We start from the raw sequence: 6,587 nt of genomic DNA on the forward strand, positions 1-6,587 counted from the left end.
AGATTGCAGATTTGATTATCGGTGCTCTCGCCTCAGTAGATGCAGGGCGTCATCACATTTTGTTGTAAATCCCTAAAGCCCAGTGGTATATCCACTGGGCTTTCTTTTGTATACTAGCCGCCCTCAACAAATAATAATTATCATTAAGCCTTCATAATGGATAAGAAAAAACAACGCAGCTTGAATAAGTGGCTTAAGCAACAGAGTAAGTTAGCGAAACGCTGGCTTATGATTGCGATTAGCCTTGGCGTACTTTCAAGCGTGTTTTTAATTGCTCAAGCAGCTCTTCTCGCCTCTATTCTTCACCAGCTGATCATCGAGAATGTCGATAAATCTGAACTGGTTGGTCATTTCGCAGGCTTGGCATTATCGGTCGTTGGCCGTGCTGGCTGTACATGGGGACGTGAGATCGCAGGTTATCGCTGTGGTGAACAGATCCGTGTTTACATCAGGCAACTCATCCTTGATAAGTTACGTGAGTTAGGCCCTGCTTATATCAAAGGCAAACCTGCCGGTACGTGGGCAACCCTGTTGCTAGAACAAGTAGAAGACATGCAGGACTTCTTCTCTCGTTACTTACCTCAAATGTCTTTATCGGTAATGATTCCATTCATTATTTTGGTCGTGGTATTCCCTGTAAACTGGGCAGCTGGCCTTATCTTCTTGCTGACTGCGCCACTGGTGCCGATGTTCATGGCATTGGTTGGCATGAAAGCAGCCGATGCAAACCGTAAAAACTTCAAAGCACTGCAACGTCTTTCTGGTCACTTTTACGACCGTTTGCAGTCAATGACAACCATCCGTCTATTTGACCGCACAAACGCTGAAACAGAAGTATTGAAAGGTGCATCTGAGGTGTTCAGAACGCGCACCATGGATGTATTGAAGATCGCTTTCTTGTCGTCTGCAGTACTTGAGTTCTTCACGTCTATCTCGATTGCGATGACGGCGGTTTACTTTGGTTTCACTTACATCGGCGAGCTTAACTTCGGCCACTACGGCGTTGGCATTACGCTATTCGCAGGTTTGTTTATCCTTATCTTGGCGCCAGAGTTTTACCAACCTCTGCGTGATTTAGGTACTTTCTACCACGCGAAGCAACAAGCGGTTGGCGCAGCTGAAAGTATTGTCGAGTTCCTAGAAACCGACATCACTAAGGTTAAATCAGGCGACACTCAGCTTGATCCGGCTCAAGGCATCAATATTGAAGCTCAAGATCTCAAAGTGTTAAGCCCTGAAGGTGTTCAACTGGTTGGCCCTATCTCGTTTGCACTGAATACTCGCCAATCGACTGCGTTAGTTGGTCCAAGTGGTGCGGGTAAAACAAGTTTGATCAACGCCATTCTTGGTTTCATGCCTTATGAAGGAAGCTTGAAAATCAATGGCATTGAACTGCGTGACCTAGACTTAGCCTCTTGGCGTAAAACGATTAGTTGGGTTGGTCAAAACCCGTTGCTACTGCACGGCAGCATTCGTGACAACGTTACTCTAGGTAAGCACGATATCACTGACCAAGTTGTCGAGAATGCACTTGAGCAGTCTTTTGCTAACGAATTCGTAAATGAGCACGGCTTGGATTACATGATTTCTGATCGCTCTGGCGGTCTGTCTGTGGGTCAATCTCAGCGTTTGGCTCTAGCTCGCGCAATGATTCAAGACGGTCAGTTCTGGTTGCTCGATGAACCCACTGCCAGCCTAGATACTCGTAGCGAACAGTTGGTAATGAAAGGCATCAATAGCAACATCGAAAGCCGCACTGCCTTACTTGTGACGCACCAACTTGCCCCGCTTCAATCGGTCGATAACATTCTGGTTATGCGCGATGGTGGTCTTGTTGAACAAGGTCATTACTCTCAGCTTTCGACTGCGGGTGGTTTATTCGAAGAGATGCTTAACGCGAACTTAGCTCAACAAGATAATAAGGGTAATTTAGATGCGTGATTTACTGCCTTACCTGAAACTCTATAAAAAGCATTGGTTTGGCCTATCGCTAGGCATGCTATTGGCTTTTGCTACTCTATCGGCTTCTATCGGCTTGTTAACGCTATCAGGCTGGTTTATTTCAGCTTCTGCGGTTGCTGGCCTTACGATTGCACGTGAAACCTTCAACTACATGCTACCAGGTGGTGGTGTACGTGGTTTAGCAATGAGCCGAACAGCGGGTCGTTGGGGTGAGCGTGTTGTGAGCCACAATGCGACATTCAAACTACTGACTGATCTGCGTATCTTCTTCTTTAAGAAGCTGGCTCCGCTGATCCCAGGTCGTATTTCAAACCTTCGTGATGCTGACCTACTGAACCGTTTGGTTGCTGATGTCGATGCAATGGACCACGTTTACTTGCGCTTAGTAAGCCCAGTGACGGTGGGTGTATTTGGGATCTTCTTCCTGACTCTGTTCTTGATGTGGTTTGATAGCTCACTAGGTTTAATCCTAGGTTCTATCCTTCTTATCATGCTGTTGGTTTGGCCAATCTTGTTCTACAAGCTTGGTAAACGTAATGGTGGTGAGCTAACACAGAACAAAGCGGATCTTCGTGTAACGACGCTTGATTGGATTGAAGGCTACAGCGAGCTAACTCTGTTCGGTGCTGAGGAGCGTTACCGTAATGCGATTCTAGAAACGCAACGCAAGCTGATGGCGAATCAGTTTGTGAATGCTAACCTAACCGGTATGGCGTCAGCAGCACTGATGCTGTTCAACGGTTTGACACTTGTTCTTATGCTTTGGCTTGCGGCTGACGGTGTGGGTGGTAATGCACCAGACCCGTTCATCGCGCTAATGGCATTCGCAACCATGGCAAGCTTCGAGCTATTAATGCCAATTGCAGGTGCGTTCCAGCATTTAGGTCAAACTCTGTCTTCAGCACGTCGCTTGAACGAAGTTATTTTGTCGGAGCCTGAAGTTCAGTTTGCTGAAGAGAAACTCGACATCAACAAGCCGCTTGATATTACGTTCTCAAACGTGACGTTCAACTACCCTGACTCTGAGCGCAGTGTTCTGAACGCTGTTGACCTAACGATCCCTGCCACGCACAAGGTTGCGATTGTTGGTCAAACGGGTTCTGGTAAATCGACTCTGATCCAGCTTCTGACTCGCTACTGGGATCCTAAAAAGGGCTACATCTCAATCGCGGGTATTGAACTGACGCAGTGGAACGAATCACAGCTTCGTGAATCAATCAGTGTAGTAAGCCAACGTGTCGACATTCTAAATGGTACTTTGCGTGACAACTTGTTGATTGCAAGACCAGAAGCGACCGATGATCACTTAGCCAATATCCTAAGAGATGTTGGCCTAGAAAAGCTGCTTGAGAATAACGCACTTGATAGCTGGTTAGGTGACGGTGGTCGTCAACTGTCTGGTGGTGAGAAGCGCCGTATTGGTATCGCACGTGCGATTCTTCATGATGCGCCTATCCTGCTTCTAGATGAGCCAACAGAAGGCTTAGATAAGCAAACCGAACACAGCATCATGACGCTGTTCGAGAAGCACTTTGAAGGCAAGACGGTTATCTTCATCACTCACCGTTTGATTGGTCTAGAGTCGATGGATTCTATCGTTCTGATTGAACAAGGCGAGATTGTTGAAAACGGCTCTCACGAGAAGCTGTTAAACGAAGAAGGACGTTATTTCCAACTTCGTCAGGCAATCTAGCTTCCCCTTAAGCTATAAAGAAAACTATTCAAGGCCCGAGTTTATGCTCGGGCTTTTTGTTGTCTGCGATTCTAGTCTCGAGCAACCATTCCCCCCTAAACGGTTGTTCATGCGCTGATTAGTTTTGCCCTTTCCTACAAAAACTTACCATTTAAAAAGCAACGAGTTGCACACAATTCAAGTCGTAGCACATTACTATGATCATCTTTCTAGGATAATACGTATCAATCAACCTCATGGAATAACCTCCCCCTAAAATAATGGAGAACAGTGTATGTCTTTACGATTAATCGCAACAACGATAGCGCTTGTAGGTGCTAGCTTTACCGCTCAAGCAAGCTCGGAATGTGAAGTATCGATTGATGCTAGTGATCAAATGAAATTTTCAACTGACACATTAAGCGTTCCAGCGAGCTGTAAAGAAGTGAAGCTGACGCTAAACCATACTGGTTCTATGCCAGCCCAATCAATGGGTCACAACGTCGTTATAACAGACACTGCGTCGCTACAAGCAGTAGGCATCGATGGTATGTCGGCAGGTATCGACAATAACTACGTAAAACCTGACGACAGCCGCGTTTACGCCTTCACTCGTGTTATCGGTGGTGGCGAGTCAACCTCAATCACTTTCAGCACAGAGAAAATGACAGCCGGTGGCGACTACTCTTTCCTATGTTCATTCCCGGGCCACTGGGCAATCATGAAGGGCAAGTTTGAGTTTAAATAACTCGTTAGTCTAGATTGTACAGATACATCAAAGCCCCAACCTAAGTCGGGGCTTTGTTTATTGGCTTCGATTACAGCTTGAAGCGGCTGATTTCGCTTTCTAGCTCGTGAGACAGTTCAGAAAGCTGCGCAGCTTGCTCTGCAGCTTGGTGTGCTTCGTCTGCTAGCTCGTTAGATACGTCACGGATTCCTTCAGTGTTACGAGTAATCTCAGACGTTACTGACGCTTGCTCTTCTGCAGCAGAAGCAATCTGTGTTGCCATGTCACTGATGCGTTCAACAGCAGCATGGATTTGCGTTAGGCTTGCAGCCGCTGAGTTCGCGTCATCAACACTGGTTTCAGCAAGTGTACGGCTATCGTTCATGATGTTAACCGCTTTGCCTGTTGTACCTTGCAGCAACTCAATCGTTTGTTGAATTTCTTGCGTTGAACCGTGTGTACGTTGGCTCAGAACTCGAACTTCATCCGCTACTACTGCGAAACCACGACCTTGCTCACCGGCACGTGCTGCTTCAATAGCGGCGTTAAGTGCAAGTAGGTTCGTTTGTTCTGCAATACCTTGAATGTTAGACAAGATAGCGTTGATGCTGTTGCCGTGCTCTTCAAGCTCGAGAATCACGTTAGTTGCGATTTGAACTTCTTGAGCAAGGTTTTGGATAGAGCTTTGAGTCTGTGTCACTTGACCAGTACCGTGCTCACACGCGCCAACCGCTTCAGATGAGTTCTGTGCAGTGTGGTCTGCGTTACCTGCGATCTCTTGTGTTGCTGCAGCCATTTCGTTAACGGCTGTTGCTACCATGTTGATCTCGTCTTGTTGCATTTGGATACGAGCACTACGTTCTTCAGCTTGAGAAGCCGTTTGACGTGCTTGGTTGCCTAGCGCAGCAGATACTTCGCTTAGCTTGATCACCATGGTGTGCATGTTACCCACAAAGCGGTTGAAGTTTGCTGCAAGCTGACCAATTTCGTCGTCGCTCTTAGGCTCAAGGCGTTGAGTAAGATCGCCCTCACCTGAAGCAATTTCTTCAAGTGCTGCTGAAACGCGGTTTAGGTCGCGGAATAGGAAGCTTACTAACCAAGACACGAGTACGATTACGATGAGCGTAATAACGACAGCAGTGATGATCAGCTGAGTAAGTAGCGTTGAGTGGTTCGCTTCTTCTGTTGCTTTGTCCATCTGAACCGCGAAGATCCAGTTAGTGTTAGGCACCTTCGTGAAGTAAAGCAGCTTGTCTGCGCCGCGCTCTTTGATGATCTCGATGCTACCCGTACGCACTGCGTTTTCGATGATAGGCATAGAGATATCGTTTGAAAGCTGGCTTACCGGCTTCAAGCTTAGTGCTGAATCTGGGTGTGCTAGGAATGTGCCGTCAGAGGCATCAATTAGCATTGCGTAAGCGTTGTCACCAACATCAAGGCTGATTACATCGTTAACCAACTGGTCGATCAGTACGTCTGCACCAACAACACCAACAAGTTGGCCATTGTGGCGAACAGGTTCTGCGATCGTTACTAGAAGTGCTTTGGTGATTGCATCTTGGTAAGCCGTAGTAATGATTTGCTTACCTGCAGCGTTTGCTTCTTGGTACCAAGGACGTTGACGAGGATCGTAATCTGCACGATTACGTTCAGGATGTGAACGGTACATTCCACCTTCTGGAGTACCTAAAAAGATATCGTCAAAGCCACCCGCTACACGAGCTTGTCTAAGGAAAGGAACAACATCATCCTCTCGTGAAAAGTCATTAAATGCTGATGCGATATCAGTACGGATATCAATCCAGTTTTTAATACCTTCAGATGCTGCTTCAGATACGCTTTCAGCTCGTAGGTATACGCCATTACGAGTCTGTTCAAATAATTGGTTTGCTGACAACCAAGTCAACGCTGTAGCCATAACGACAACAGCAGATAGGCTAGCGCCTATCAACTTCTGCTTTAGTGTTAGTTTCATGTCAAAGTTTCACGAGTGGTGGGAAATCTCGCGCATACTACCCAATATTAGTATTAAATTCGAGCGATTTCACAATTTAATATTGGAATATAATTTTAAGTAAACCATAAGCTTAAGTAATGTCAAATCCTTGGCTTATCGCCAAATTTAAGGCTGTGTTGTCTCTACGGTTATTAACATTTTTATCGCACTTCACATGCTTAAAAGAGACAAGAAAACACGGTAAAGAGGAAAATCGAGTAGGAGGAGGC

Annotated in this window: 4 protein-coding genes; 3 read left to right on the forward strand and 1 reads right to left on the reverse strand. The window is 46.3% G+C overall.

The features are described from left to right. Positions 1–156 precede the first annotated feature (156 nt). From cydD to azu, 3 genes are all read left to right on the forward strand, one after another. Positions 157–1,941 carry a heme ABC transporter permease/ATP-binding protein CydD gene (gene cydD / locus AB4167_RS03065; protein WP_372136111.1) on the forward strand — a complete coding sequence of 595 codons (1,785 nt, stop codon included), beginning with the start codon at positions 157–159 and terminating at the stop codon, positions 1,939–1,941. Continuing rightward, on the forward strand, positions 1,934–3,655 hold the full coding sequence (gene cydC / locus AB4167_RS03070; protein WP_372123492.1) for a heme ABC transporter ATP-binding protein/permease CydC: 1,722 nt from the start codon (positions 1,934–1,936) through the stop codon (positions 3,653–3,655). The genes cydD and cydC overlap by 8 nt, the downstream gene beginning before the upstream one ends. A gap of 274 nt (positions 3,656–3,929) precedes the next feature. Next, entirely contained in the window at positions 3,930–4,382 is a 453-nt protein-coding gene (azu, locus tag AB4167_RS03075; protein ID WP_017063577.1) for an azurin, read from the forward strand. A 70-nt stretch (positions 4,383–4,452) separates the two neighbouring features. Here the strand turns inward: azu and AB4167_RS03080 are convergent, their stop codons facing one another. After that, positions 4,453–6,336: a methyl-accepting chemotaxis protein gene (locus AB4167_RS03080; protein WP_017070254.1), complete on the reverse strand. Its 1,884-nt coding sequence runs from the start codon at positions 6,334–6,336 to the stop codon at positions 4,453–4,455. Between the last annotated feature and the right edge of the window lie 251 nt (positions 6,337–6,587).

Origin of the sequence: Vibrio sp. 10N.286.49.E11 (genome assembly GCF_041469505.1) — a bacterium.
Classification (GTDB): Bacteria; Pseudomonadota; Gammaproteobacteria; order Enterobacterales; family Vibrionaceae; genus Vibrio; species Vibrio crassostreae_C.

Bases quoted from the DNA above. Each gene is read 5' to 3' on its own strand.
- cydD (WP_372136111.1), top strand. From the start codon at position 157: ATGGATAAGAAAAAACAACGCAGCTTGAATAAGTGGCTTAAGCAACAG.
- cydC (WP_372123492.1), top strand. From the start codon at position 1,934: ATGCGTGATTTACTGCCTTACCTGAAACTCTATAAAAAGCATTGGTTT.
- azu (WP_017063577.1), top strand. From the start codon at position 3,930: ATGTCTTTACGATTAATCGCAACAACGATAGCGCTTGTAGGTGCTAGC.
- AB4167_RS03080 (WP_017070254.1), bottom strand. From the start codon at position 6,336: ATGAAACTAACACTAAAGCAGAAGTTGATAGGCGCTAGCCTATCTGCT.